At 45.3% G+C, this 25,248-nt stretch carries 24 protein-coding genes and 1 pseudogene; 14 read left to right on the forward strand and 11 right to left on the reverse strand.

Annotation, left to right across the window (positions count from 1 at the left end; translation table 11 throughout):
* Positions 1-726: 726 nt before the first annotated feature.
* The 3 genes and pseudogenes from C6G87_RS08695 (at position 727) to C6G87_RS02110 (ending at position 2,147) form a co-directional block, all read left to right on the forward strand.
* A pseudogene (locus tag C6G87_RS08695) lies at positions 727-1,205 on the forward strand (type I restriction endonuclease).
* A gap of 21 nt (positions 1,206-1,226) precedes the next feature.
* Positions 1,227-1,448, forward strand: a complete 222-nt coding sequence (locus tag C6G87_RS09135) for a hypothetical protein (protein WP_104751894.1) — start codon at positions 1,227-1,229, stop codon at positions 1,446-1,448.
* Between the two features lie 357 nt (positions 1,449-1,805).
* Positions 1,806-2,147: a hypothetical protein gene (locus C6G87_RS02110; protein ID WP_104751895.1), complete on the forward strand. Its 342-nt coding sequence runs from the start codon at positions 1,806-1,808 to the stop codon at positions 2,145-2,147.
* Here the strand turns inward: C6G87_RS02110 and mnmA are convergent.
* From mnmA to icd, 9 genes are all read right to left on the reverse strand, one after another.
* Positions 2,144-3,184, reverse strand: coding sequence for a tRNA 2-thiouridine(34) synthase MnmA (mnmA, locus tag C6G87_RS02115; RefSeq protein ID WP_104751896.1), 1,041 nt, complete (start codon positions 3,182-3,184; stop codon positions 2,144-2,146). The genes C6G87_RS02110 and mnmA overlap by 4 nt on opposite strands.
* Positions 3,185-3,306: 122 nt before the next feature.
* On the reverse strand, positions 3,307-3,888 hold the full coding sequence (locus C6G87_RS02120; RefSeq protein WP_104751897.1) for an HNH endonuclease: 582 nt from the start codon (positions 3,886-3,888) through the stop codon (positions 3,307-3,309).
* Entirely contained in the window at positions 3,878-4,651 is a 774-nt protein-coding gene (locus C6G87_RS02125) for a DNA-methyltransferase (protein ID WP_104751898.1), read from the reverse strand. Before C6G87_RS02125 ends, C6G87_RS02120 begins: the two co-directional genes overlap by 11 nt.
* Positions 4,652-4,717: 66 nt before the next feature.
* Positions 4,718-5,755, reverse strand: a complete 1,038-nt coding sequence (locus C6G87_RS02130; RefSeq protein ID WP_199767604.1) for an A/G-specific adenine glycosylase — start codon at positions 5,753-5,755, stop codon at positions 4,718-4,720.
* Positions 5,736-6,527: a glycosyltransferase family 25 protein gene (locus tag C6G87_RS02135; RefSeq protein ID WP_104751899.1), complete on the reverse strand. Its 792-nt coding sequence runs from the start codon at positions 6,525-6,527 to the stop codon at positions 5,736-5,738. The genes C6G87_RS02130 and C6G87_RS02135 overlap by 20 nt, the downstream gene beginning before the upstream one ends.
* Positions 6,527-7,366: a sulfite exporter TauE/SafE family protein gene (locus C6G87_RS02140; protein WP_104751900.1), complete on the reverse strand. Its 840-nt coding sequence runs from the start codon at positions 7,364-7,366 to the stop codon at positions 6,527-6,529. Before C6G87_RS02140 ends, C6G87_RS02135 begins: the two co-directional genes overlap by 1 nt.
* A 240-nt stretch (positions 7,367-7,606) precedes the next feature.
* On the reverse strand, positions 7,607-8,263 hold the full coding sequence (locus tag C6G87_RS02145) for a hypothetical protein (RefSeq protein WP_382262708.1): 657 nt from the start codon (positions 8,261-8,263) through the stop codon (positions 7,607-7,609).
* Position 8,264: 1 nt separating this feature from the next.
* Positions 8,265-8,948: a hypothetical protein gene (locus C6G87_RS02150; RefSeq protein WP_104751902.1), complete on the reverse strand. Its 684-nt coding sequence runs from the start codon at positions 8,946-8,948 to the stop codon at positions 8,265-8,267.
* 293 nt (positions 8,949-9,241) lie between these two features.
* A complete protein-coding gene (gene icd, locus C6G87_RS02155; RefSeq protein WP_104751903.1) occupies positions 9,242-10,519 on the reverse strand; it encodes an isocitrate dehydrogenase (NADP(+)) in 1,278 nt (425 codons plus the stop codon).
* Between the two features lie 91 nt (positions 10,520-10,610).
* Here icd and C6G87_RS02160 point away from each other — a divergent pair, with 91 nt between their 5' ends.
* The 4 genes from C6G87_RS02160 to lpxE all read left to right on the forward strand — a co-directional run bounded on the left by C6G87_RS02160 (position 10,611) and on the right by lpxE (position 15,254).
* Positions 10,611-11,774, forward strand: a complete 1,164-nt coding sequence (locus C6G87_RS02160; RefSeq protein ID WP_104751904.1) for a YcjF family protein — start codon at positions 10,611-10,613, stop codon at positions 11,772-11,774.
* Between the two features lie 64 nt (positions 11,775-11,838).
* Positions 11,839-13,119 carry a citrate synthase gene (locus C6G87_RS02165; RefSeq protein WP_104751905.1) on the forward strand — a complete coding sequence of 427 codons (1,281 nt, stop codon included), beginning with the start codon at positions 11,839-11,841 and terminating at the stop codon, positions 13,117-13,119.
* Positions 13,120-13,183: 64 nt separating this feature from the next.
* On the forward strand, positions 13,184-14,698 hold the full coding sequence (locus C6G87_RS02170; RefSeq protein ID WP_104751938.1) for a sulfatase-like hydrolase/transferase: 1,515 nt from the start codon (positions 13,184-13,186) through the stop codon (positions 14,696-14,698).
* Entirely contained in the window at positions 14,685-15,254 is a 570-nt protein-coding gene (gene lpxE, locus C6G87_RS02175; protein ID WP_104751906.1) for a lipid A 1-phosphatase LpxE, read from the forward strand. Before C6G87_RS02170 ends, lpxE begins: the two co-directional genes overlap by 14 nt.
* Here lpxE and C6G87_RS02180 read toward each other — a convergent pair.
* Together C6G87_RS02180 and C6G87_RS02185 are read right to left on the reverse strand one after the other, a co-directional pair.
* A complete protein-coding gene (locus C6G87_RS02180; RefSeq protein WP_233708961.1) occupies positions 15,244-17,085 on the reverse strand; it encodes a hypothetical protein in 1,842 nt (613 codons plus the stop codon). The two genes, lpxE and C6G87_RS02180, sit on opposite strands and share 11 nt — an antisense overlap.
* A 32-nt stretch (positions 17,086-17,117) precedes the next feature.
* A complete protein-coding gene (locus C6G87_RS02185; protein WP_104751908.1) occupies positions 17,118-19,754 on the reverse strand; it encodes a phosphoenolpyruvate carboxylase in 2,637 nt (878 codons plus the stop codon).
* A 68-nt stretch (positions 19,755-19,822) separates the two neighbouring features.
* Between C6G87_RS02185 and ilvC the strand changes: the two genes are divergently transcribed.
* Genes ilvC through C6G87_RS02220 form a run of 7 tightly spaced genes read left to right on the forward strand, consistent with a single transcriptional unit; the run spans position 19,823 to position 25,246 of the window.
* On the forward strand, positions 19,823-20,830 hold the full coding sequence (ilvC, locus tag C6G87_RS02190; RefSeq protein WP_104751909.1) for a ketol-acid reductoisomerase: 1,008 nt from the start codon (positions 19,823-19,825) through the stop codon (positions 20,828-20,830).
* A 9-nt stretch (positions 20,831-20,839) separates the two neighbouring features.
* Positions 20,840-21,640: a septum site-determining protein MinD gene (gene minD / locus C6G87_RS02195; RefSeq protein WP_104751910.1), complete on the forward strand. Its 801-nt coding sequence runs from the start codon at positions 20,840-20,842 to the stop codon at positions 21,638-21,640.
* Positions 21,637-21,897, forward strand: coding sequence for a cell division topological specificity factor MinE (gene minE, locus C6G87_RS02200; protein ID WP_104751911.1), 261 nt, complete (start codon positions 21,637-21,639; stop codon positions 21,895-21,897). Before minD ends, minE begins: the two co-directional genes overlap by 4 nt.
* Positions 21,885-22,688 carry a DNA-processing protein DprA gene (dprA, locus tag C6G87_RS02205; RefSeq protein WP_104751912.1) on the forward strand — a complete coding sequence of 268 codons (804 nt, stop codon included), beginning with the start codon at positions 21,885-21,887 and terminating at the stop codon, positions 22,686-22,688. The genes minE and dprA overlap by 13 nt, the downstream gene beginning before the upstream one ends.
* Positions 22,685-23,083: a Holliday junction resolvase RuvX gene (gene ruvX / locus C6G87_RS02210; RefSeq protein ID WP_104751913.1), complete on the forward strand. Its 399-nt coding sequence runs from the start codon at positions 22,685-22,687 to the stop codon at positions 23,081-23,083. The genes dprA and ruvX overlap by 4 nt, the downstream gene beginning before the upstream one ends.
* The gene (locus tag C6G87_RS02215) at positions 23,080-24,048 is read left to right on the forward strand and encodes an RluA family pseudouridine synthase (protein WP_104751914.1); all 969 of its coding nucleotides are present in this window, start codon (positions 23,080-23,082) and stop codon (positions 24,046-24,048) included. The genes ruvX and C6G87_RS02215 overlap by 4 nt, the downstream gene beginning before the upstream one ends.
* Complete coding sequence (locus tag C6G87_RS02220; protein WP_104751915.1) at positions 23,993-25,246, forward strand: fibronectin type III domain-containing protein; 1,254 nt, start codon at positions 23,993-23,995, stop codon at positions 25,244-25,246. The genes C6G87_RS02215 and C6G87_RS02220 overlap by 56 nt, the downstream gene beginning before the upstream one ends.
* Positions 25,247-25,248: the final 2 nt, after the last annotated feature.

Genomic DNA, 25,248 nt, shown 5'->3' on the forward strand with positions numbered 1-25,248 from the left:
GGGGCTATATATGCAACTCAGGGGGTTTAGCGCGCGGTTTGCTTATATCCCCATAGTCAAAGAGGCATGATGTTCTCTTTGGTGCGGGGATAAAGAATCCAAAAGTTAGCTGCTCTGATGTTTTCCCAAAGATTCTTAACGATCTTATAGAGATTACTGATATTGATAGTTAGCCCCTATTATTGCTTTAATATCCTTCTTCAAACACCAAGAACTCATCTTGTTTATCTTTGAGATTATTAAAAATTGCAAAGAGCAAATTAGTTTCTAGTGCACCTAGTTTACCTAGAGAGATAGAGTTCACATCGTTATGAAAGGTAACATACTTCTTTAGAGATAGTGTGGGGATTGTGGGTTGCGATTGGGTGATGACTTGGATTTCTAGGAGGTCTTGTCGGGTAATTTGTTGGGATGTGATGCTTAATGCTGTGTGTTTGGTTGCGTATTGAATTCTTTAATAGTTGGTGGCGTCGTAAGTTGCTGATTTAGAGTATTCGACATAGTGGTAGCTTGAGTTAAGTTTGAAGGTTGAGGAGTTAAAGTTATTGAAGTTGAATTCATGATTTGCTTATGGCACCCCATCTTCTCCCTATTCAAGGCATCTTATGTGGCATCGGTCTTTGTATCCACAAGCGCTTGTAATTGTCTGAGCCGTTGCATTAACCTTTTTCTTTAATCGTCCATATCCATTTATCTAATGCCCAAAGTCTTAAATCCAATTTAAAAATCCAGCTAGAAAAGCTCAACAATCTTTGTTTTAGCGACTCCGAATGGGAGCGTTTCTATCAACAAAGCAACCCGATTAACACAAAACACATGAATAAAAGTCACATCCTCCAACGCGATCATGTGCGACATTTCAAGTTTGCCAATGGGGAGAGTAAAAATATCAAGTTTTTGGACAAAGAGCGTATGCATAACAATTTTTTGCAGGCGATCTATCAATACAAAACCTCTGATAGCAAGAACCGCTACGATGCGAGTATTTTGGTCAATGGGTTGCTTTTGCGCATATTGCATATTGAGTTGAAAAAAGAAGTGTAAGGATTAAAGAAGCTTTTGAGCAAATCCAGCGCTACCAAAAGGAGAGTTTAGGGCATCAAGAGAGTTTATTTGGCTTTGTGCAAATCTTTGCGATCAGCAATGGTGCGCATACAAAATATAATAGTAGCACCAAAGGGGCAATCAAAATAAAATTCCTTTGAATTTACCAGCTTTTGGATGATGTGTACAATGATCACATCGAGGATTTAGAGGACTTTGTGCTTTACGATCGTATCACCCACCACCAAAAAAACTACGACAGACCAAAAAATGGGGGGCTATGTGTGGCACATTTCTGGCAGTGGCAAGACTTTAATGAGCTTCAAGCTCCCCCAGCTAGCGGCGCGTCTGGAGAAATAGCGCGAGCTCCACCAAGAACACAAAAGCCTTCCAATACTAGCTAGAGATCCTAGACCCCCATAAAAAGACCCTAATCGCCACGATCCAAAAACTCTATATATTGGCCTAAACACCCCATTTTAGAAAGAGAAGTATTGCGTATCTTTGATAAATGCCTAAGAATAAGGTATCTTTCTTTATTTTTCTTTGGACACTGCAGGACAATCTTTAACAAATACCATGACATTTCTAGCCGTGGGTCTTAAAAAGTTTTCTTGGCTGGGAAGTTGTTATAAATGCCAAGAGACTGTTTTAACTAGGATACAATTAAGCTTTTTGTGCTAGAGTCCAGAAATCTAGAGTCTGATGAATTAGACTATGTTGGGAGGTTCCAAAATGGGGTCGTTAAGCCATTAACTTTTATGCTGGCTCTTTCGGGTTGCGCTGACGCTTATGTGTTGGAGGGTTCGGGTTCCGGGGTTCATGTTGGCTTTTATCGTTTGCCTTCGGTTGCTTTGAAGGGTGCGCCCCCCAAACAGGCGAGTTTATTTGACACTATCTTGGATGTGCTTGTTTCGGGCAAGGTGACTCCCACCCTAAAAAATATCACAACTTACGAAGCTCACTCCATGCACTTAGGGCAGTATGAAGACTTTGTAAGCAAGTGCCAAAAGCATGTCAAAATTGAGTTGCCCCAAATGGGCAGCCATGTGAGCGCCTCTAGCGCAGGACCCTATCATGTCAACTTTCACTGGAAGTTTTAAGAAGTGCTCTTGGTGATCACGCCCCCGCCTAGCACGCGATCTTGATCGTAGATCACCAACGCCTGCCCTGGTGCCACGCCATAAACAGGGGTTTCAAAGCGCGCGCGGATGGTGTCTTTTTCTAAACTGATGTGCGCGCTAGTGGGGGTGCTCCTATAGCGCACCTTGACCAAGTACGCGCCCTCTTTGAAATTGGCAGGCAGGGATTTATTTTGCGCCTCTAGGGTGGAGATCGCAAGGGCTTCCTTTTGCCCCACAATGATCTCATTCTTAGACGCGTCAATGCCCACCACAAAATGGGGCTCATGCGCGCCCTTGATAGAAAAGCCCTTGCGTTTGCCAATGGTGTAGTGCATATAGCCCTTGTGTGTGCCCACCACCTCCCCCTTGAGATTGCGCACCAAGCCCTCTTGATCCACTTGTACATGCTTTTTGAGTGTGTCCATGTAATTGGTGTCCACAAAACAAATTTCTTGGGATTCTTTATAGGTTTGCAAGCTCCCCAAAAAGGGCATTTTTTCTAGGGCTAGGGGTTTGATCTGGCTTTTGAGCAAATCCCCTAAGGGGAAGAGCAGGCGGTCAATGGCTTTTTGGGGCAGGGCGTAGAGAAAATAGCTTTGATCCTTACTGCTATCCCTTGCCTCTTTAATGCGCAACACCCCATTGACTTCTTCTAAGCGGGCATAATGCCCGGTGGCGATCTTTTCACAGCCTTGATCTAGGGCAAATTCCAAGCCTAGCCCAAATTTCATCAAGGGGTTGCATAGCGCGCAGGGGTTGGGGGTTTGCCCTTGCGCGTAAGCGTGTACAAACGCGTCATAAACGCCCTGCTTGAACTCCGCTTGCAAATCCACCACTTCAAAGGGGATATTTAAAAACTTTGCCACCTCTTGGCAGTTGCGGATATACACCGCATGCTTTTCTTCTTTGGCGTGCAATTTGAGGTAGAGTCCTAGCAATTCATGCCCAGCTTGTTGCAATAAATATGCGCTATAGGAGCTATCCACCCCCCCGCTCATCAAAACCGCGACTTTCATTTTAGGTTCTTTTAAGTTAGATACAAAAACCTAATGTGTTTTACCTAATAGTTTGCTTAAAATTCAAAATGGTGTTGGAGCAAATGCCCAAGCTGTGGAACTAGAGAGGCATAAAGCAAGTTTTAGATTTTCTTCCATACAATGTGTCCGTTGATGCCGTGTTTTTCATAGACACTTAAGATTTCTTCTAAAAACGCAACGAGTTCTGCCTCCTGCGCCTTTTGTGCGCTTTCCAGCATGCGTCTAAACATCTTTTTACCCGTCTCTGTTTGTTTCAAATTCTTTTTTAAAAAGTTATGCCTTGCGCATAGGGTTTGCCCATTTTCTAAACACGCCTTACCCCCTAAATCTTTAGGCTTAATGTGATCCACATGCAGTTCCACCCCTTCTTTTTTCCCTGCTCCACAGATAACACATTGATACCCGTCTCTCTCTAAGATTTGTTTTTTTAAGGCCGGTCCAAAATCCTCCAAATCTTGGCGTGATACAAAATTGGGCTCATAGCGGTAAACTCCCTTAGAGACCTTGATTAATTGTCCCTTTTGGTGCAAGGAACGAATGCCTCTATCTGGATCCCTAAAGACTTTGCCTGTGCGCTCTTTATATTCTCTCACCACCCAATCTACCACTTCTGGATGTGCGATATCTCGATGGGGATTCGTCTTGAAAAACTCTATGATTAAATCTTGTTGACTAATGCTCATTTTGCGCCTCCAGAATCTTTAAAAACCGCGTTTTAGAAAGCATACAATAAGTTGGGTCTAGTTCAATGCCAATAAAGGCGCGCTGGTTTAAATGCGCTTCAAGCATGGTTGTCCCGCTCCCGCTAAAGGGATCGCAAATGGTGTCTCCCACAAAAGAAAAGAGTTTGATGCAACGGCGAGGCAATTCCCTAGGGAAGGGCGCGGGGTGACCAATGCGTTTTTTAGATTCTCCATTGAAACTCCACAGCCCATTAGTCCAGCTCATAAACTCCTCTTTAGAGATGTCGCTTACCCCTCTATTCTGCTTTTTCCACACTTGTTTATACAAGATGACAATGAGTTCAACGGGAGCTATTACATAGGGAGCGGACGCGCTTAACCAACTCCCCCACGCTGTGCGTTTAGAGATATTGCCCTCATTCCACACAATGGAACTGTGATAACACCAACCGATCTTTTTAGCTAGAGTGATGAGGTCCGCGCCCACACTCTGCTGCCCACCTTTGTTTTTATCTAGAGGGATATTTAAGCACAGTCGTGCGCTTGTTTTAGCCCATTGGTAGGCATTCTCAAGCCAAATAGCATTAAAATCTAAATACTCTTGGTAGCCTTGATTATCCGCATTAATATTATAATCGATGCCCACATTATAGGGCGGGGAGGTGATGATACAATCTAGGCACTCTGGGGACAGAAGATTGGCGTTAAGCGCACTGGCTTGATAAAGGCAAATTTGATCGTGAGTAAAAAAAACTTGTTTCATAGATTACCTGTTGTGCTCATAATAAAATCCGTATGTTAGCACATTTGCATGCGTCCCTATTGAACGCTAGGAATATAGTTGTGTATATTGTGTGGTGTGGGGGTGTACGCGCCGGTATAGATTTAAGAGCTTCATGCTTAAGGCGCTCATAGGGGTATTTTCTAAGTCATCCAGCGCGATCACCTCTAGTCCCTCCTGTTGCAAATCTGTCAGATTGGCGTGATAGAGCATGGCTTGTACGCGGTATTTGGTGTAGCTGTGTTTTACACTTCCTAGCAAGGGTAGAGTTACTAATTCTTGGTTTTTTAAAAGAGGAAATTGATATAGATGGGCATATAGTCCCTCTGTGGCACGACTTAAATAGAGTTTGGAATCCTTTAAGCACACGCCACAATGCAGATTCAGGGGGATGCTGGGGACTTTCTTGCGTGCACTAAATTTCTCTAGCATACTTTTACCCTGACAGGCAAAATTCAAGGGACAGGTGTGGCATCGAGGTTCTTTGGTACAAACGAGCGCGCCCAAATCTATAAGTGCTTGGTTATGATCAAAAGGGTTTAGAAGGTTAACAAACATATCGGCATGCTCTTGCAAAATAGAAGCTAGTTTGGGTTGGGTGGGAGAAATAGCAAATAGACGCAACAACACCCTAGCAACATTAGCGTCAACCACGCCCACAGCCTGCCCAAATCCAAAGCATAAAATTGCCCGTGCGCTATAAGCTCCTACACCGGGCAAAGCCCGCAACTGGGCGTAATTTCTAGGCAATTGCCCACCATATGTATCACAACAGATTTGCGCGCTTTTGTGTAGATTTCTAGCCCGCGCATAATAACCTAAACCCCTCCACAGACATAGCACACGATCTAGGGGTGCGCTAGCCAAAGCAGATAAGGTCGGAAAAGCTTGTAAGAAGGGATTAAAATAACGTTCCAGCACCACGCTAATTTGGGTTTGTTGCGACATGATTTCTGAAATATAAATCTGATAGGGAGCATGGGGGCCGCTTAGGTGGCGAATGGGCATATCCCTGCGCCCATGCCGGGCATACCACTTTAACAAGGCTTCTTGAAGTTCTAAAAAGTTACTTGTGAAGTTGGACATAGAAACGGTTTAACTCTCTGAGCCAAGATAAAGAGCGCGCACATTTGTATTCTTCTCTGATAACATTACCCTGCGTGCTCAAATTTTGTTCCTCTGCGATCATGAAAGGCTCGATAACAAAATTTCTCACCCCATGTAAATAGTGATTTTCCATCACCCAATCTACAGGCATAACCCATTTGTTTTTGCTCACTTCTAAGAAAATAGAAGCCACTTTGGGGGTGATACAATAACCCTGTGTGCCACTCCCACATGTGTTCTCTCGGATTTCTTGCACCTTAGAGATCGTTGTAGGGATTTTTAGATAACTAAATAAATGCATGAGACGTACCCAACCCAAAGTTTCTATATGCTCCTGCAAATGCGCCAAACTCTCAAAAAAATGGGATTGTAGCATTATGTCATCTTCAAGCACACAAATAGGTTCTTGCAACGCTACGCAACGTTGCCACAAGGTATAATGACTGGCATAACAACCCAACTCCCCTAAGCTCATCATCTTCCCTCTGAATTTGATTGCATAGTAACATGCCTCTAACCATGCTCGATAATTTTTATGGAGTCCTATATGGGGATTTATAAAGTAACTTTGCGCATGGGCGCGCACTAGGGGGTGTAACCCCTTCTCACTCTTGGCATAGATTGCTTCAAAAACTTCTATCTCGTGTTTATCTTGGGCATGCAAACTCTCTAAAAGGAGGTTAATGTTGCGCTCATGCAAGTCATATTGCGCGCAAGTGGCTTGGCAGAGATGGATCACAAAAATACGCATTACGCTAATGTTTCTATGAGTTTGTAGAGGGTAGCTAGAATGCTTAGAGCATAAATACCAAGCAAGAGGATTTTATGGATTCTCTCATTAGCTAGCAAAATAAGCTTGATTCCTAAGCCTACCCCTGCAAGCGCGCCCAACCCCGTGATCGATCCAGCTTGCAGGGCATGATCGTTTAGTACGCCTGAGCGGTACAAAGAAATCACCCCCGAAAGGGAAGAAAAGATCACAAAAAACAACCCTAGCGGCACAATCTTGTGGGTGTCGTATTTTAAAAAATAGCCCAAGAAAGGCACCATCAAAATCCCCCCACCCATACCAAGAGGGATAGAAAAAATACCTGTGATCAGACCCGCTAGCGTTAAGATGATATGAGTTTTGCTCAAATGCCAATGTACAATGGGAATTTTTAAAGGATCTCTGCTCGCATGCATGCGAAAGTGGGCACTTTGATAGTCTTGATCCTTGTGCCCAAAGGCATATTTAAAAAAAGTGTAGCATACCACCACTACAAACACGCCCATGAGCACCCGATCATCTATCATTTTTAGTAAAAAACTTCCTAAAATTGCCCCTATCAGCCCCCCACCTGCTGCAAAAATTCCTTCTTTTAAGTCCAGTAACCCCTTTTTATAGTTAATGAACGATCCCACAAGAGAAGAAAAAAGCATTTGAGATAAAGAAATTCCCACGGCATGGCTGTAGCTAAAGCCTGCAAAAATCGCTGCGGGCACAACAATTTCACCCCCACCAATACCAAAAAACCCAGCTGTAATCCCTGTAACAAAGCCAACAATGCCTAATAAAAGGGCTTCCGTACTTTCCAGTGCGACGTTCATAGTTTAAGGAAGACTGGTTGGGACAAGCGATATTGCGCACACACATCTTTAAAAGATTCAGAAAATTGGGTGGTGGGTTGGGGGATTCGTATTTCATCCCGCATGCGATCGTGATGCAAAATTCCTCCTCTGCTTAAGAAAGTCTATAGTGTTAATCAATGATTAAAATATAATATTATACCCACCATAAGTGTAAAACCTGTTTAGGTCGTTCTAATGTTAATTGGTAGCATAACTATCTCACTCAATCCCATTTTTCTCCTCCCATGTTTGACAATAGTGCTTCTTATAGCAGTGATTCTCCAAATTCTCTAGAACGCTACCATTAATTTGATCCATAAAGATCCTCTTACCATCTCTTTTTTGACGATAAAATGGATCGGAACCATCATCGTTATCGCGGCTATATGTTTGCAAAATATAGCGATTGTGATTTCTAACCAGCTCAAAAGTTAAAGTTCTTCCATCGTAATGTTCGTGGTCGCACTCAACATAATATTCATTAATGTGCAAAACGAACGCGTTTTTTCTGAACTCCATGCCAATTTGTGAACGGGTAGATGAGGGGTACAGGTCCAAGCAAAAACCCTTAAATACATGAGAGCCTTTTTTAGATGTCTTGGTTAATCTAAAGCACATGGCGCGGACATTCACGGCTGACTCGTCCGCCCTCGTGTCAAAAAGACGCGCCACAAAACCACAATACAGAGTATCATCGACATCTGCTTTATACACATCCAACACATAAGCCACCTGCTCGGGGTCGCTTAAATCTATAAACTGCTGCGCTTGCGCTCTTAGGGCGGCGGCTTGACTAGTGCCACATGCACCGCCCCAGCAAAAATTAGCCAAAACACATAAAAACCCTAAAATAGCGCACACTCCGCGTAACGCCATTTTAATCACCCCCCTCTTTACAATACTTTTTCTCATAACAGTGTTGTTGCAAATCTTGCAACACATCAAAATCCATTTCATCCATCAAAATAGTTTTGCCGTCTCTTTGTTGGCGATAAAAAGGATCAAGACCTGCATCGCTTTCGCGACTATACTCTTGTAAAACATAGCCGGACCTCAAGCGATCTTGAATTGGCTTAAAGATTAAGATTTCATGGTTGAAACGCTTATGACCACATTCTAAATAAGATTCGTTGATATGCAAGTTAAACGTGTTCTGTTCAAACTCCATAATGATTTGTGATTGGATGGATTTAGGGTTTAAAGCCAGACAAAATCCTTTAAATCCTCCAGAGTCTTCTTTGGATTTCTTATAAAGATTAAAGCACATGGCACGCAAACTCACAACACTTTTAGAACCTTCCATGCTCGCTCCAAAAAAACGCGCTATCAAGCCACAATAAAGTGTACTGCCGACATGGGCTTTATTTTCCGTAAACACATAAGCTGTCTTGGTTTGACTGCTTGAATCAATATCGGTCTTTCTTTGTGCGATGATCCGTTCCACGAAACTTTCTAGTTGATCTTTAAGATCAACGTCATCATTGCCACACTCTACCCCCCAAGCTAAATTAGCCAAAAGCAATATAATCCCAATCAGTCTGCCCAATCTACTTAATCCCATTTTGATCTTTCGTCATCGATTTTATCTATATGAAATTTCTCGCCATCTCTTTTTTTATAATTCCCATCATATTCTACACAGGTTCTATCAATGTGTGAGACGAAGTTTTAAACTCTATGTTGATTTGTGATTGTAAGGATTCAGGATTAAGGTGCAAACGGAAGCTTTTAATGTTTGAAAGCCCCTTTGGATCGTTTGGCAATTTCAACGCACATGGTGCGCACCCCGACAACGCTTTTAAAGAAAGGTGCACCCAATGCCCCCTTTGTTCTTGCTGTATACCCTAATTCTCCTTACAAATGTGCAATGACTACCTCACCAAACTCAGAGCTAGAAACCTCTGTTGCACCCTCCATCAAGCGGGCGAAATCATAAGTTACTTTTTTGCTTTCAATGGCTTTTTGCATAGCTTGCACAATTAAATCGGCTGCTTCCACCCAGCCAATGTGGCGTAACATCATTTCTGCACTCAGAATAATAGAGCCCGGATTAACTTTATTCTGCCCAGCATACTTTGGTGCAGTGCCATGAGTGGCTTCAAAGAGCGCGACACTATCGTTCATATTCGCCCCCGGAGCGATCCCAATCCCACCTACCATTGCTGCCAACGCATCGGAAATATAATCCCCATTCAAATTCATGGTCGCAATCACATCGTACTCGGCTGGGCGTAGTAGGATTTGTTGCAGAAAGGCATCCGCAATCATGTCTTTAATCACAATCTCCTTACCCGTTTTGGGATTTTTAAGAGTGCACCATGGACCTTTATCGAGTAATTTAGCGCCAAATTCTCTTTGTGCTAGGGCATAACCCCATTTCATAAATGCCCCTTCGGTGTACTTCATGATGTTACCCTTATGCACAAAGGTTAAGCTATCACGATCGTTATCAATGGTGTATTCGATCGCCTTGCGCACAAGCCTCTCTGTGCCCTCTAAACTGATGGGTTTAACCCCAATACTACTTGTATTAGGGAAGCGGATTTTAGTAACCTTAAGCTCTTCTTGCAGAAATTTAATAAGCTTTTTGGCTTCCTGTGTATCTTGGTTAAACTCAATGCCGGCATAAATATCTTCGCTATTTTCTCTAAAGATTACCATATCTACTTTACCTGGATCTTTGACAGGGCTAGGACTGGAATACCAGCGCACAGGGCGCAAGCATACATAGAGGTCCATCTTTTGGCGCAGAGCGACATTGAGCGACCTGAAGCCTTCGCCTACGGGAGTAGTTAGGGGTCCCTTGATAGAGACTTTAAAGTGGTTGAGCGCGTCGATAGTATCGGGAAGTAGCCATTGTTCTTCTAGACTTAAACCCTCTTTATCTTTGAATTTGTTATAACACTTTTCGCCTACAAAGACTTCATACCATGCGATTTTTTTAGTGCCCTTATAAGCCTTTTGTACGCTCGCATCGACTACTTTGCGCATCACGGGGGTAATATCCACACCAATCCCATCGCCTTCAATGAAAGGAATAATCGGGTTATTGGGCACATGCAACTTACCATCTTTGAGACTGATAGTCTCCCCCTCTGTGGGTAAAGATAAATATTTGGGGTTATATGACATAGAAGCTCCTTTAAGAATTTTATGGCATTGTAGCATAAGGGGTTTAAAATTTTTGGTTAGGCTACCATAAAGCAGGAAAGAAAGGGCGCTTATGGCTACTAAATCTGAAGTTGTGTTAAATCTAGAGGAACTCATGTCTAAGGGCTTTAAAAAAGCTCAAGAGTTTATAGGCAAGAGTCCAGTTACAAGCTACAATCTCAATATCTTAGTGGCTGGGGGAACGGGTGTAGGCAAAAGCACACTGATCAATGCTGTTTTTGGAGAAGAGGTTGCCCCCACAGGACAGGGAGAACCGGTAACCCAAGAAATTGAGCGCTATACCAAAGAAGATTTGAGTATCTATGATACTAAGGGGCTTGAGATGAAAGACTTTACCAACACCAAAGCTCAGATTCAAAATTTCTTAGACACCAAGAGAGGGGCGATGCTTGATGAGCAAATCCACATCGCTTGGCTGTGTATCCAAGAATCCGGGCGACGGATACAAGAGGGTGAGGAAGAACTTTATAAAATGCTCAAGGCGCATGGAATTCCAACTATCCTAGTGATTACCAAGGCTCAGCAGGATAAAGATGATAAAGGGGAAAGGTTTTCAGAGGTGGTACGCTCTAAATTTCAAGTGGAAGAGGCGCATTTTGAGCGTGTTAGAGCCCTAGAGATTGAAGATGATGAAGGTGATATCAAGAAGATCAGAGGTATCAAAGAGCTTATTAATAAATCGCGTAATCTCCTGAATGAGGCACAAAAACTTGCCCTTGAAAGAAAACAACAATACGATTCAGAAATGCAAAAAAAGGCTAAAGAGGAGTTGCGCCAAAGGCGCAAAGACGACGCGCATAATGCCATTTTAGGCTACACCACTGCAGCAGCGACTATTGGGGCAACCCCCATTCCCTTCTCTGACTTTGCTTTGCTATTGCCCACACAAATTGCGATGATCATTCACATTAGCAAGATTTATGATCTAGAGGTTTCTGAAGAAAATGCTAAGACTTTAGTAACTACCTTTGTAGGCGTGCTGGGCACAGGTTTAATTGCACGCGCAACAGCAGGAAGCCTGTTAAAATTGATTCCAGGAGTGGGAAGTCTCACAGGAGGGATGATCAACGCGACTTTAGCAGGTTCAGTCACTGGACTGATGGGCAAAGCTTTTGTAGCCTACCTAGATGATAACTTTGAGAATCTCAGCCAAGCTATCAAGGAACTTTGCTCTGAGGTGCTCCAAAAATACCTAGAAATTGCCAAAACACTTTAGTGCTGGGCTTTGGTTTAATCTTTCGGCGGGTATAATTTAAGCTAAATTATGAAAGGAAAAATTCATGTCCATCACGCTGATCAACGATACGACACAAGAGCAATTCAAGTTTGACACCATCACCTGCACCCGAGGGGGTCAGGCTATCGATTTTTCTAAACTCTATGAGCGTACAGGACTTCTCTCTTACGATCCGGGCTATGCTTCTACGGCCGGATGTAAATCTACCATTAGCTATATTGATGGGCAAAAAGGCGAGCTTTACTACAAAGGCTACCCTCTAGAAGAGCTTGTTGCCAAATACAAATATAGCGATGTGTGCAAACTCTTGCTCACAGATGCATTACCGCAAAATGCTGATGAGTCTTTGGCATTTGAATTAGAATTGCGTCATCGTAGTTTTATCCATGAAACTTTGCATAACATGTTCGCAGCTTTCCCCACACATGCTCATCCTATGGCTAAACTCAGTAGTGGGGTTTCGATTCTCTCTACTTTCTATTCCGATCATGGAAAAATGAAAAATGAAGAAGACTACCAAACGATGGCTAGGCGCATTATCGCTAAAATGCCCACTCTAGCTGCAATTTGCTACCGCAATGAGATCGGTGCACCTATTATTTACCCTGATGTTACTAGAAGCTACATTGAGAATATTCTTTTCATGTTGCGTGGCTATCCGCATGGACGACTCAAGCAGGGACTGCATGGAACCATAGAAATCAATCCCCTAGAAGTAGAAGCCTTTGATAAGATCTTGACTTTGCATGCCGATCACGAACAGAATGCTTCGGCTACTACCGTGCGCAATGTTGCCTCTACAGGCGTGCATCCCTATGCAGCCATCAGTGCGGGTATCAGCGCGCTTTGGGGACATTTGCATGGGGGTGCAAATGAGAAGGTCTTGTTGCAAATGGAAGAAATTGGCGATGTTAAAAATGTGGACAAGTACATCGCACGTGTAAAAGATAAAAACGACTCCTTTAAGCTCATGGGCTTTGGACACAGAGTATACAAAAGCTACGATCCTAGAGCGCGTATTCTTAAACAAATCAAGGACAACTTACAGACTAAAGGGATCAAAATGAATCCACGACTTGATGAGATTGCCGCCAAGGTAGAGGAAGTGGCGCTCAAAGATGAATATTTTATTGCGCGTAATCTTTATCCCAATGTGGATTTTTATTCAGGCACAATTCTAACTGCCCTGAAGATTCCTACCCGCTTTTTTACGCCTGTGTTTGTCATCGGGCGCACGGTGGGTTGGTGTGCACAACTTTTAGAGCATGTCAAAAACACCCAAGCACGCATTACGCGCCCTCGTCAAGTTTATGTGGGCAAGTAAGTTTTCTAAATAATTCTTGAGATAGATGGTTCGTAAGTTTTTTACTAAGCCTCTCTCTTTTGCTATGGCTTTGACAGCCTATAGCGTGATTTCTCTCATTTTATTCCATGCACCTTTATTGCACTATATTTTGGATCATCAGGGCGGATTTGGACTTGTGCTAAGTGTGGGCATTGCCTACATTTGCACGACAAATATTGTTTTTATTATCTTCTCCATGTTGGGCAATCGGTGCATGCAAGCAATGATGGCGCTTTTTAGTCTGTGTAACGCCATTGCTTTTTATTACATTCACACCTATCATGTGTTTCTAACTAAGAACATGTTGGGCAATGTGCTACACACTAATATCAATGAAGCGGGCGAGTTGCTGGGAGGAAGTTTATGGGTCTACACACTTGGAGGCTTAGGTGTGGGAGCTTTTTTTTATATTCTTCCCATTCAAAAAGGTGCATTTAGAGCAAAGGTTTGGTTGTTTGTTAGCTCTGTTTGTCTATTTGCTATTTGGGGATTCACCCATGCCAAACAATGGCTTTTCTTTGACCACCATGCTAAATACATTGGGGGCTTAAGTCTCCCTTATAGCTATAGCGTGAACGCACTCCGCGTTCTCTTGGCTTCATGGCATCAAAATCCCCCTAAACTCTTAGATAATGTGCATCCTAGATCTGATAAAGCAGTTATAGTTTTGGCTATTGGCGAGAGCGCACGGCGGGCTAATTATGGCATTTATGGATATACTAGAGCCACCACTCCTAAATTGCAAGATCGCTTGAATCGCTATGAAATTTTGGCACTTAAAGCCACCTCTTGCGCCACTTACACCACCGCTGCTCTCACTTGCATGCTCACGAGCCAAAAGGGTTATGAAAATCTCCCCTCTTTTCTGCATCGACAGGGTGTTAAGGTAGTGTGGCTTAGTCTTAATAGTGCCGAACCTCCCATGAGTATTGATTGGCAACCTAGTAAAGATACATGGCAAAAATGGCTCAAATCTAAAGGTGTAGAGGCTAAGGTGCTCAATTTTGATATGGCTCTAGCGCACGCTCTACCCTTTTTAATAGCGCGTTACCCTAACGATAATTTATTGATCGTTCTGCACCTCAAAGGCTCGCATGGTCCTTTGTATGTGGATAAGATACCTCGCGATTTTACCCCTTTTAAGCCTATCTGCACACACAGTGAGCCCAATACTTGTGATTTAAAGAGTTTGGTTAATGCTTATGACAACACCATCGCTTACAATGATTTGGTGCTAGACACCATGATAAACACCCTGCAGCATACTCAACGCCAAGCGTTATTATTGTACATGAGCGACCATGGGGAAAGTCTAGGCGAGTATGGTATGTATTTGCATGGTGCACCTTTTCTGCTAGCCCCTAGTTTTCAAAAAGAGATTCCTTTTATTGTCTATGCTAACGATCTCTTTAAAAAAGCACATGCATTTAAACCTCTCCAAGATCAATATTCTCAAGAAATGGTTTTTTCTAGCATTTTGGGAGCATTTGGCATGCAGGGGACCAGTAACGCATATAGCTCTGATTTAGATATATTTAAAGCTTATGAACACCACTAAATTAAAAACACTCTATGCTAAAAGCCTGCCCGAAAGCCTACCTTTTAAAAGCATTATTTTCTTTATCTTGCTTTTTGTGGTGGGGGCGATCACTCCTTTTCCAAAGATTGCTAAACAACCTCAAATCCCTCTAATCTTCAGCGCTACAGAACACTATGTCCGCTTTGTGCCTACTATTGCTTCTTTAGCGTTGCCTTTGCTAAAAAGAGATGTGGTGGGCTTGATTCAAATTGTGCATGTGAGCATTGCGACTACTATTGCCACACACGCGCTCAAATGGGGACTTAATGATGTGGCGATCTTTGGTAGACGTTTAGGAGAACGTCCTAGTGGAAGCTCTAAAAACATGCCTAGCGGGCATTCCTCTATGATCGCTTGTGCTTTAGCTTTTTTGGTGCGCCGTTATGGTCGAGTGTGGCTGATCTTTTTGCCTCTAGCGTTTTTGACAATGGGCGCACGGATTTATTACAATGCTCATACCATTGGCGCACTCCTTGCTGGTTTGAGTGTGGGTGTGTTGTGTGCCCTCTTTTTTGCCAGTCGTTTTAAAGTCTAGTTTCGCTTTCTAGTACATAATCCCCACTTTCAACACACACAATGCGGGTGTTGTGGATACTGGGACGCACGCGCTTGTCTTTGATGAGTTCTTCAATTTCATACTTGGCGCATGTGCCCTGATGAGGGCGTACAAAGTGCGTTTTCCACTCCGTATAAGTTGGTGAATTTTTGATCGTATCGTCCAAATACTGCCCCTCATACACCTCTACAAATTTCATAAAATCCGCGCTCAAATTGAGCCCATTATCCTGTATGCTAGTTTGGCGATCGGCTTTGGTGTCTGTGATCTCGCGCACATAATAGGTGGGCGCAGACGCGCCTACTTGGGGCGGGCGTTGGTAGGTTTGAGTGGTTTTAATGGTGGTGGTGGAATAGGTGCTTGTCCATACTTGGTTGGTGTTGGGCTCGATGTGCAGACATTGGCGCGTTTTGGCCTTGTAGCAGAGCTTTTGAGCGTAATTAGCTTTGGAGATTTTAAAGGTGTGCAAAGTCTTAGTCGGACCTAGAGTTTCTATTTTATCGGGTAATTGGGTGTAAGCTAGGGTGATCTTGCCACTCTTGCCACTGCTTTGGTCGTGATCAAAATTGCATGGACTCAAATCCAAATACTGCCCGCTGGCTTTGTCCAAACTTTTAATAATGGTGGGGCGATAAGCCTGCAATTTGGTATCGTCATAGGTCCAATTGCCACAGGCAACCTCTTGATACGCGCCCATGCCCGCTCCTTGTACGAGGGAATCTTGTGCGGGAAGTTTTTCTGATAAGGGAGGCGATTCTAGAGGTGTAAGAGTTTTAGAAGCTTCTGGGGTATCCTGTTTAGGAAGGGTCGTTTTGGGTTCTAGGGTCTGTGTTGAAGTGGCGAGTGAGGATTGTGTAGGGGCACTAGACACCTCAGCAGGGGATATAGATGCCTTTTCTGAGCGCAATACAGGGGGAGTTTGGAGATTGCTAGGAAGTGGGGAGTAAGTGGGAGGCAGGCTTAAATTCTCTGGAATCGGTAGGGGCAAAAAATTAGACACTGAGGGGGCGCTTTGCGGGAGGCTAAAGCTAGCCTGTGGGGGTGTTTGGGGGGTGTTGTTGGCGTGGATGGGTTGAGTAGACGGGCGCTCAATCCCTTCATCCGAGATAACTTGGGGATTTAGATTGCTTTGTGTCTGTGTGCTTGGCGTACGCAGAGAGGCACTAGCACTACGGCTAGAGCGTGTGGTGCGCGATCTAGAAGTGCTACGCGTGCTACGCGACCTTTTAGAGCTGGCACTTCTAGTGCGTCTTGCATAAGAGCGTGCACGGCTAGATCGTGGGCTCAAAGAATGCATGCCTGCGCTGTTGAGACTGGAAAAATGTCTCTGTGCGCTTTGTGGTTCCTGACTCTTAGAGTGTACGCCCAAAGCTTGAGGGGTAGCTACACCACCTGCCCCTTGCGCCCCTGTCATGACAAGTCTCTCAGACTCGGGCTTGTAGGCGATGTAGTCCGCATAATTCACCCCGAGCAATGTTGCCATCTTCTTAGGATCGCTTTCTTTAAAATGAATGCGTGTACCCTTAGCAATTTTTTTAAGCTTGAGTGTACCTAGTTCTTGGGAGGCTTTGAGTGAGGGAAGAGGGGTGGGTTTAGGGAGTTTAGCACCTTTAACACTGGGGATTTTTTGCACACTCAGGGTGTTAAAGAATAGCCTTTGGTATTGGATATAATAATGCCCTCTTACCCTCAAATGCTTCTGAGGGGTGTTTTTGAGCACCACCTGGGCCGTGAAATAACCTATACGCTTGTTCAGGTCCAAGTCTTCAATCAGTTGCACCACTAGAGCGCGTAAAGGCAGGAAAAACAAGCAAATCCCTAGCAAAAATCTAAACATAGAAACTAACCCGTATTGCGCATGCCCTGAGCGATGCCTATAATCGTGCTGTGGATATAGGTCTTTAGCTGAGCTTGGCGTTCTATAGAGTGAGCTGTGTTAAACTCGCTGATGAGAGCGATTTGTAGACAATTAAGCGCATTGATATAGGGAGTCCTAAAGAGAATACCCTCGCGTACATCACTATCCTTTTCTAACAAGTGCGTTTCAGTACGCACGGCTAACACCATGCGCATGGTTTTGCTAAATTCTTCTTCTATGCGCACCCAAATACGCGACGCGCTAGGGCTGTGCGTGGCAAAATGGTGGTACTGGTGGGCGATTTGTAAATCTACTTTTAAGAGTACTTGAGCAATGTTGTCCAACACCACCTTAAAAAATCCATCTTGACAATACAGATCGCGCAATTTCTCCAAATCTCCCACACTCTCAAGCCCACTTCCCACCCCATACCACGCGGGTAATATGCTGCGGTTTTGTGTCCATGCAAAAACCCATGGAATAGCGCGTAAATCTTCAATACGTGTACTCTCTTTGCGTTTAGAAGGGCGCGAGCCCAAATTGAGCTCCTGGATAAAAGCAATAGGAGTAGCATGCTTGAAATAGTCTAAAAAATCGGGAGTGGCGTAAATCAGATCGCGATAAATTTCACAAGAAACTTCTGAGATAATCTGCATCGCTTCTGAGGGTATCGCTTTTAGAGGACAATGGCGATCTAAAATAACTTTAGTTAAAAGTGCACCTGTAATATTGGAAAAATTGCTCAGCGCGCTAGAGGGGTTGAGATACTTGGAGCTGATGGTTTCCCCCTGTTCTGTGAGCTTTAAGACACGATTCACGCTGTGTAAAGGGGCGTTCAAGAGGGCATGCTGCAAATTCCCCCCGCCCCGACTCACACTCCCCCCCCTGCCATGAAATAGTATAAAGCCAATCCCTAACTCTTTGCCCAAATCCATCAACGCGCTGATCGCCCCGTGCAAATTGTAGTTGCTCGCAAAAATTCCCCCATCCTTGCTGCTATCTGAATACCCCACCATGATTTCTTGTTGCCAATGCATACTCTCTAAATAGGCGCGGTAGTGGGGGTTCTGGCTGAGTGTGCGCATGATAGTTTGGGCGTGCTGTAGGTCATGAATGGTTTCAAAAAGAGGGGTGATGTAAATTTGAAAGGGATGACCATGGGTTAGAGCATGCTGTTTAGCCAACCATAGCACGCTGAGCAAATCGCTTGCCTGCGTGGTCATAGAGATGATGATGGAATGAAAGATGGGCGCGCCGACTTTGTGCTTAGCCCACACGATGTGGTTAAAGGCTTCTAAGAGGCGTTTGCATTCAGGACTGAGCTCTAAGGAGCTTAAAGGTGTGGGGGGTTGGGCTAGAGCGTGGTTTAAGATCTCCAACTTAGCACTCTCTTCTAGGGCGTAAAAATCGCTAGTGGCCAGTCCCAAGTGGCAAAACACTTCGCTAATGGCGTAGAGAAAAACATCGCGGTGTTCTCTAAAATCCAAGCGCAACAAATGAAAGCCTGCTAAGAGCACCAAATGCCTAAAGTCTAGCAAGGGTTGGGCAAGGCTGGGTTCTAAATTTTCTAACAAGAGATCAATATCAGCCAAGAGTTCTTGAGGGTCTTGGTAGGCAAAATCCACTTTTAGGGGCGCGTTCAGGGCAATGAGGCGGTTTTTAAGTTTTTGTTCCATGAGCACGAGTTTTGCCCTGAAGGGTTCTTTGGCATGCAGACGCGCGCTGGTGGGATCAAGTCGTGCAAAATGGGCGCGCAAGTCCTCTTGCAATGCCCTAGAGACAGAACAAAAATCGCTTGCTAGGGAGAGTTCGCGTTGCAATTTAGCGGTGTGCTTTAGGTACGCCTTGAGAATAAATTCATGCTGAATCACCACCACTTGATGCATGAGCGTATTGCTCACAAAGGGGTTGCCATCGCGATCCCCCCCGATCCAGCTACCCAACTGCAAAGTACTCTGTTTGAGGGGAATTTTGAGAGTTTGTTGAATCACGCCCAAGAGTTCTTGCGCGCTGGGTAAAATAGAGTGCTCTAGGATATAGAGCAGATTGTCTAGCTCAAAGAGGACCTCTAGGCGTTCTTGGCGGATCAGGTGGCTTTTCCACAGCAAGCGCAAGCGGTAAGCCAAATGCTCCTTGGCGCGCGCGGCTGTGGCTTGGTTGCAAGAATGATCAAAGATGAGGCAGAGATCGGCATAAATTTCCTGTGTCGCCTCTAAAAAGGTGCGCCGCATCGATTCGGTGGGGTGGGCGGTGAAAACGGGGTAAAATTGGATATGTTCGAGCATGCGATCTAGAGTATGCGATTCAAAGCCTTGTTCTAGAAGGCTTTGATAAGCCTGATCGAGCAAAGAAGGCTGCTGGTTTTTATAGCGTTCCTCTACAATGTTAATGAGGATATTGTAAAGCGAAAACGCCTTAATCACCTCTAAGATTTGCGCAGAGGGGGCAATTTCTCGTAAGGCAGTTGCGATCTCTACCTCATGCTCAGGAGTGTTATGTTCAAAAAGTGCTTTTAAACGCAAAAAATGATGCGTAGTGGCGGGGCTAAATTCTTCTAAGATTGACACAACCATATTGTGGAGAAACTCTAGCTCCTGGCGCACCTGCAAATCTTGGCGCATCCTACCCCCTATACAAGATTTAAGTTACCTTGCTCTACAATGGCAAATTATAGTCAAAAAGGGAGCGTATGTCTAGAGGTGCGGGATTCTTGCCCATCTATACGGACAAGGATAGCAAAGTAAGTTTGATCACCTCTAAGTGCGTGGCAGTCTTAGGGTATGGGGCGCAGGGGCGCGCGCATGCGCTCAATTTGCGCGATAGTGGGGTGCATGTCCTAGTGGGCTTGTATGCAGGTAGCCCTAGCATTGCTCTAGCTAAAGAAGAGGGCTTTGAAGTGTGCAGTGTGGCTGAATGTGTGCAGGCTAGCGATGTTTTAGCCTTCATGCTCCCTGATGAAAGCCATGCGCGGGTGTATACCCAAGAGATAGCCCCCTTTTTAAAGCCTGGGCAAACTTTACTCTTTGCGCATGGTTTTAGTGTCTACTTCAAACACATCCAACCCCCTGAGGGGGTAGGGGTGATCTTGGTCGCGCCCAAAGGACCTGGATACGCGCTCAGAGAAAATTACCAACAAGGGAGCGGGCTATTTGCCCTCATCGCCATTCACCAGGACAATGTCCAACACAATGCCAAAGAATTGGCTTTGAGTTATGCCTGTGCTATTGGATCGGGGCGCTTAGGGATTTTAGAGACCAGCTTCAAGCATGAAGCTTGTAGCGATTTGTTTGGCGAGCAGGTGGTGTTGTGTGGGGGGCTTGTGAGTTTGTTGCAAAAGGCGTTTGAAGTGTTGGTGGAGGCGGGTTATCCAGCGGAGTTGGCTTATTTTGAGTGCGTGCATGAGATCAAGCTCATTGCGGATTTACTCTATAGCAAGGGTTTGGCGCGCATGCAAGAGCACATCTCTAACACCGCAGAGTATGGCGGGTTGGTGAGTGGGGAGAGGGTTGTAGATGCACAGAGCAAAGCGCGCATGCATGCGATCTTGGCAGAGATTGAGAATGGAGATTTTGCGCGCGCGTTCATGCAAGAGAGCGCGGAGCATTACCCCACCATGCGCGCGCACAGAAAAGCCCTGCAAGATCAGCTTTTAGAAGCAGTAGGCGCGCATTTGCGCGCGCATTTATTCAAGGCATAAGGAGAGATTGTGGTTATCACTATCACATCAGGTAAGGGAGGCGTGGGCAAAAGTACCACAACGGCGAATTTGGCTATCGGGCTGGCGATGCAACAAAAGAAAGTCGTGGCGATCGATTTTGATATTGGCTTGCGCAATTTGGACATGATTTTGGGCTTAGAAAATCGGATTGTTTACGATGTGGTCGATGTGATGGAGGGCAATTGTAAACTGCCCCAAGCCTTGATCAATGACAAGCGCACTAAAGACCTTTATTTTCTGCCCGCTTCACAGAGTAAAGACAAGAATATTTTAGATAAAGCCAAAGTACAGGCTTTGATTGAAACGCTCAAAGCCCAGTTTGAATATGTACTCATCGACTCGCCTGCGGGCATTGAAAGCGGATTTGAGCACGCCGTGCTCTTTGCCGATCGCGCCATTGTGGTGGTTACCCCGGAGGTGAGCAGTGTACGCGATAGCGATCGCGTCATTGGGATCATCGATGCCAAAAGCCAAAAAGTCAAAGAGGGGCGGGAGATGATCAAGCACATCGTGATCAATCGCATCAAACCCGACCTTGTGGAAAAACAAGAAATGCTCTCTAATGAGGATGTGCTCAAGATCTTAGCCCTGCCCTTGATTGGGCTTGTACCCGAAGATGATAAAATCATTTCAGCCACCAACACCGGCGAACCCATTATCTACACCAAAAGCCCGAGCGCGCTAGCTTTCCAACGCATCACCCAACGCCTTTTGGGTCAAGAGGTGGAATTTGGGGAATTTAAAGCTAAAAGGGGATTAGTAGGGGTCTTAAAGGGTTGGTTGGCATGAGTGTCTTGCTGGATAAGTGGTTTAAGGGGCAAAATAGCGCGCGCGTGGCTAAGGATCGCCTAAAATTGGTGCTCTCCTATGAGCGGAGCATGCGCTTACCCTATATTGAGGACATGAAAAAAGAAATTCTAGCGGTGGTGCAAAAATACACCCACACCACTAAAATCGATGTACGCACCAATTCAAATCACAATATAGACACTTTAGAAGTGGAGATTGTGCTCGAACACGGCTCTAATCCGCAATGCCCTCTCTAAGCCATTTTAATTACCATAAATTAGACGCTCTGCCTCTCTGCTTGGGCGCTCTCAAGCACCCCCCGCGAGATTTATATTATACGGGCAGGTTAGAGCGGCTCAACGCCCCCTTAAAAGTCGCCATTGTAGGGAGTAGAAGCCCTAGCCAATACACCCAACACAGCAGCGCGATGCTCGCCAAAGCGATCGCCAAATTGGGGGGAGTGGTGGTGAGTGGAGGGGCTTTAGGGGTGGACATTATTGCACAGAAAAACGCCCTGCCCCACACGATTATGATCGCCCCCTGCAGTTTGGATCGCATTTATCCTCCCACTAACGCGCCCACCATTTGCAAAATAGCCCAAGAGGGACTAATCTTGAGCGAATATGCGCGCAATTTCTTACCCTATCGGCATTCTTTTTTGGAGCGCAACCGCCTCATTATCGCTTTAAGCGATTTGGTGATCATTCCTGAAGCCAATCTGCACAGCGGGTCGATGGCAAGCGCGAAACTAGCCCTAGCCTATCAAAAACCCCTCTTTGTTCTACCCCACCGCTTGGGGGAGAGTTTGGGTACACAAGCCTTGTTGCAAACAAACAAAGCCCAAGCCATTTACGATTTAGAACGCTTTTGTGCCCAACTTGCCCACGATCACCACCTAAATCCATCCACCCCTCAAGACGCGTTGCTAGAATTTTTCAAGAGCGCGCCCACCTACGAACAAGCCTATGCCCGTTATGGAGATTTGCTTGTAGAATACGAATTGCAGGGCTTGATCATGCGCCATAATGGCTGTGTGGTGTTGGCATGAGTACTTCTCTCATCGCCTGTGATGTGGGCTTGAAGCGCATTGGTTTGGCGTTGTGTGTAGGGGGTGTGATCTTGCCCCTTGAGCCCATTGTGCGCACCAATCGCCAACAAGCCAGCCAAGCCTTACAAACCCTTTTAAAGACTAGAAAGCCTGAAAAATTGCTTGTGGGCTTGCCCCATGTGCGTTATGAGGACACCCGTAAGCGTGTCTTGCATTTTATGAGTTTGGTTAATTTTACGCCTGTGGTGTATGTCGATGAGGAGAATAGCAGTGAGCAGGCTTTAGAGCACACCGCTCATTTACCCTTGATGCAACGCCAACGCGCACGCAAAAATGGCGTGTTGGACAGCCTGAGCGCTTGTGTGATCTTAGAGCGTTACTTAAAGCAAGCATGATAGAAGCGATCGCACAAACCACCGCCCGCGCAGATAGCTTTGTCGCGCAGGTTTTAGGGATCGCAAAGAATCAGGCATTGCAACATATCAAGGCGGGCTTAGTGTTGATCAACGATCAAGTGTGCCCCAAAGGGGGTGTGTTTTTAAAACATGGGGATTGCGTGCGGATTCTCCCCCCTAAGAGCCCCCCCACTCCCCCCCCTATTTGGACAAATTTAGACATTGAATGTCTTTATGAAGATGAGGATTTGTTAGTGCTGAACAAACCCGCACATTTGGCGGTGCACCCCGCTCCCAGCCTCAAAGAAGCCACTTTAGTCGAATATTTGCAGGCAAGAGGGCATGCGCTTTCTGATTTGGGCGGGGCGGGACGCTGTGGGATTGTGCACCGCTTAGATAAAGAAACCAGTGGCGCGTTAGTGATTGCCAAGAATAACTTCAGCCATGCCCATCTGAGCGCCCAGTTACAGAGTAGGGAAATGGGGCGCTATTATATCGCGCTCATTGCAGGGCATTTGCACACCCCTTTGTGTGTGGAGTGCAGATTGGGCAGACACCCTAAAAACCGCTTGAAAATGACGAATTTGGACGCGCTCAGGCTCAAAGGGGGCAAATTGGCAAAAACTTTTTTTGTCCCCCTTGTAGATGGCAAGGCGCACCAGCTCATTGGAGCGCGCTTGCATAGCGGGCGCACCCATCAGGTGCGCGCCCATCTAGAGAGCATAGGGCGGCGCATTTTGGGCGATAAACTCTATGGTGTCCCGGATTTACACGCCCCGCGCACGATGTTGCATGCCTATTTGCTCTATGCGACCCACCCTAGAACCGGGCAAAAACTCTTGTTTAAAGCCAAGCTTTCAGATGACATGGTAAAATGCGCCCAATCACATTTCCAAGGGGTTAATTGGCATGGGTGTTTGCAAGAAGATTATTTTCTTGGGCGTTTCTGCGCTCTTATTGGCTAGTTGTGCTTCTTCTAGGAAGAACAACACCCTATCTTTTGCCGACCACCAAGAAGATAGAACGAATGCAAGCTTGCCTGTTGTACAGGGTATTAAGACGATTAATGATGTGCAATCCGTGGGGTTTGAATGGCAGCCCATCGCACACCCGGAACGCATCGAGGGCTTTGTGATCTACCGCATGCAAGCTGATCGAAGCTTTAGGCGAATAGGTGTTGTGCATAGTCCCTTTGCCACGCATTATTATGATGATGGGCTAACACCTCAGCGGCAATATTACTACCAAATCGCCACAATGGGAAAAGATGGGGGAATCTCCACCATGTCTAAGACTATTAGTGTTCGCACCTCATTTATCAATCCCGTGGAAAATGTCTTTGCAAGCATGACCAGTCCTAGAGAAATCAAAATTTTTTGGACTCCCCATCCTAACCCCAGCATTGCTAAATACATCATCCAGCGCGAAGATGATCAGGGAAAATTCGCTAATATTGGAGTCGTTAAAAACCGCCTTTTTGTCGAATATTTTGACAAGAAATTAGGCGATGGGCAGGCTTATCGCTACCGCGTGATCGCTGAGAATTTTGAAGGGGCGAAATCTTTACCTAGCGCGGTGGTGGTGGGCAAGACAAAAAACCCTCCCTCTATGGTGTCTGATGTGCAAGCGAGTGCGGATTTAACGCGCAAAATTGCTCTCAAGTGGCAACCCTCTACCCAAAGAGATATTGTAGGTTATAAAGTTTATGCCTCTGATACCCTAGATGGTAAGTATAAAGAGATTGCTCAGGTTAGGGACACGCGCTATACGGATAATGTAGATACAGATGGCGTGGATCGTTTTTATAAAGTGGTCGCGCTAGACAAGGATGGCATAGAGGGGGAATTGCCCCAGGGGGCCATTAAGGGCGCTACCTTACCTCGCCCACCCACACCTATCATCACGAAGGGTACCATTGAAGATGGGCGCGCTATCATCGCTTGGGAAGCAATCAAAGACGCGCGTGTGAAGAATTACGCGATCTATCGCTTTGAAAACAATGCCCGCTCCAAACCCCTGCGCTATGGAGCTATTTTAGGTACACAATTTGTGGATAAAAATATGGAAAATGGGAGAAAATACCGCTATCAAGTAGTGAGTGTCGATAGTGAAGGACTTGAATCGCGCCCCAGTAAAGAAGTAGAATTGCGCTTGGATCGCTAATG

The sequence above is a fragment of the Helicobacter baculiformis genome, from assembly GCF_900197685.1.
Classification (GTDB): Bacteria; Campylobacterota; Campylobacteria; order Campylobacterales; family Helicobacteraceae; genus Helicobacter; species Helicobacter baculiformis.

What these genes read in the sequence shown, in the direction of transcription:
- C6G87_RS02220 (WP_104751915.1), top strand. Translation starts at nt 23,993, where the DNA reads ATGGGTGTTTGCAAGAAGATTATTTTCTTGGGCGTTTCTGCGCTCTTA.
- ilvC (WP_104751909.1), top strand. Translation starts at nt 19,823, where the DNA reads ATGTCTAGAGGTGCGGGATTCTTGCCCATCTATACGGACAAGGATAGC.
- C6G87_RS02160 (WP_104751904.1), top strand. Translation starts at nt 10,611, where the DNA reads ATGGCTACTAAATCTGAAGTTGTGTTAAATCTAGAGGAACTCATGTCT.
- C6G87_RS02120 (WP_104751897.1), bottom strand. Translation starts at nt 3,888, where the DNA reads ATGAGCATTAGTCAACAAGATTTAATCATAGAGTTTTTCAAGACGAAT.
- C6G87_RS02135 (WP_104751899.1), bottom strand. Translation starts at nt 6,527, where the DNA reads ATGCGTATTTTTGTGATCCATCTCTGCCAAGCCACTTGCGCGCAATAT.
- mnmA (WP_104751896.1), bottom strand. Translation starts at nt 3,184, where the DNA reads ATGAAAGTCGCGGTTTTGATGAGCGGGGGGGTGGATAGCTCCTATAGC.
- C6G87_RS02125 (WP_104751898.1), bottom strand. Translation starts at nt 4,651, where the DNA reads ATGAAACAAGTTTTTTTTACTCACGATCAAATTTGCCTTTATCAAGCC.
- C6G87_RS02145 (WP_382262708.1), bottom strand. Translation starts at nt 8,263, where the DNA reads ATGGCGTTACGCGGAGTGTGCGCTATTTTAGGGTTTTTATGTGTTTTG.
- C6G87_RS02110 (WP_104751895.1), top strand. Translation starts at nt 1,806, where the DNA reads ATGCTGGCTCTTTCGGGTTGCGCTGACGCTTATGTGTTGGAGGGTTCG.
- C6G87_RS02215 (WP_104751914.1), top strand. Translation starts at nt 23,080, where the DNA reads ATGATAGAAGCGATCGCACAAACCACCGCCCGCGCAGATAGCTTTGTC.
- C6G87_RS02140 (WP_104751900.1), bottom strand. Translation starts at nt 7,366, where the DNA reads ATGAACGTCGCACTGGAAAGTACGGAAGCCCTTTTATTAGGCATTGTT.
- icd (WP_104751903.1), bottom strand. Translation starts at nt 10,519, where the DNA reads ATGTCATATAACCCCAAATATTTATCTTTACCCACAGAGGGGGAGACT.
- C6G87_RS02170 (WP_104751938.1), top strand. Translation starts at nt 13,184, where the DNA reads ATGGCTTTGACAGCCTATAGCGTGATTTCTCTCATTTTATTCCATGCA.
- lpxE (WP_104751906.1), top strand. Translation starts at nt 14,685, where the DNA reads ATGAACACCACTAAATTAAAAACACTCTATGCTAAAAGCCTGCCCGAA.
- ruvX (WP_104751913.1), top strand. Translation starts at nt 22,685, where the DNA reads ATGAGTACTTCTCTCATCGCCTGTGATGTGGGCTTGAAGCGCATTGGT.
- C6G87_RS02130 (WP_199767604.1), bottom strand. Translation starts at nt 5,755, where the DNA reads ATGTCCAACTTCACAAGTAACTTTTTAGAACTTCAAGAAGCCTTGTTA.
- dprA (WP_104751912.1), top strand. Translation starts at nt 21,885, where the DNA reads ATGCCCTCTCTAAGCCATTTTAATTACCATAAATTAGACGCTCTGCCT.
- C6G87_RS02185 (WP_104751908.1), bottom strand. Translation starts at nt 19,754, where the DNA reads ATGCGCCAAGATTTGCAGGTGCGCCAGGAGCTAGAGTTTCTCCACAAT.
- C6G87_RS02165 (WP_104751905.1), top strand. Translation starts at nt 11,839, where the DNA reads ATGTCCATCACGCTGATCAACGATACGACACAAGAGCAATTCAAGTTT.
- minE (WP_104751911.1), top strand. Translation starts at nt 21,637, where the DNA reads ATGAGTGTCTTGCTGGATAAGTGGTTTAAGGGGCAAAATAGCGCGCGC.
- C6G87_RS02150 (WP_104751902.1), bottom strand. Translation starts at nt 8,948, where the DNA reads ATGGGATTAAGTAGATTGGGCAGACTGATTGGGATTATATTGCTTTTG.